Source organism: Aquabacterium sp. A08, assembly GCF_011742065.1.
Genome location: NZ_JAAQQT010000027.1, coordinates 1 through 682 on the forward strand (window position 1 = coordinate 1; position 682 = coordinate 682).

A 682-nucleotide genomic window follows, 5' to 3' on the forward strand; every position below is an offset into this window, starting at 1 on the left:
CGGTCGATCACCTCTTTTTGCAGCATGAAGTGCTGGTCCTGCACCACGTCGGCCACGCCCAGCAGGTGGAACAGGATGGGGCTGGAGATGTTGTAGGGCAGGTTGCCCACCACCCGCATCGGCTCGGGCCGGCTGGCGGCCAGGGCGCGGAAGTCCACTTTCAGCACGTCGGACTCGATCACCGTGAGCTGGGGGTGCGCGCGCAGGCGCAGCGCCAGGTCGCGGTCGAGTTCGATCACGGTGAGCTGGCCCAGGCGCTCGACCAGCGGCTGCGTCAGCGCCGCCAGCCCGGGGCCGATCTCGACCACGAACTGGCCGGGTTTTGGCGCGATTTCGCCGACGATGGCGTCGATGATGCCGCCATCGGACAGGAAATGCTGGCCGAAGCGCTTGCGCGCGCGGTGCGGGCCGGCGCTCACTGCAGCGGCTCGCGGTATTCGACGTAGGCGCGCGCGCGCAGGTCGGCGGCCCAGTCCTCGTAGGCGCGCTCGGTCTTTTCCGCGCGCAGCACGTTGCGCACCCACTCGCGCTGGTCGCGCCGGCTGACCTCGGCCTGGCGCCGTTCCTGCACCTGGATCAGGTGCAGCCCGAAGCGCGACTGCAGCGGCTCGGACACCTGGCCCGGGGCCAGGGCGTTCATCACCTGCTCGAACTCGGGCACGAACTGGCCGGGCACGGCCCA

Annotated in this window: 2 protein-coding genes; both read right to left on the reverse strand. The window is 70.4% G+C overall.

What is annotated here, in order from left to right; all coding sequences use genetic code 11:
• Positions 1-419, reverse strand: a 419-nt coding sequence (locus HA630_RS00155; protein ID WP_371809167.1) for an rRNA adenine dimethyltransferase family protein, incomplete at its 3' end; no start/stop codon positions are given.
• A partial coding sequence (locus HA630_RS00160) for a peptidylprolyl isomerase (protein ID WP_208299872.1) occupies positions 416-682 on the reverse strand: 267 nt, incomplete at its 5' end. The genes HA630_RS00160 and HA630_RS00155, both read right to left, overlap by 4 nt.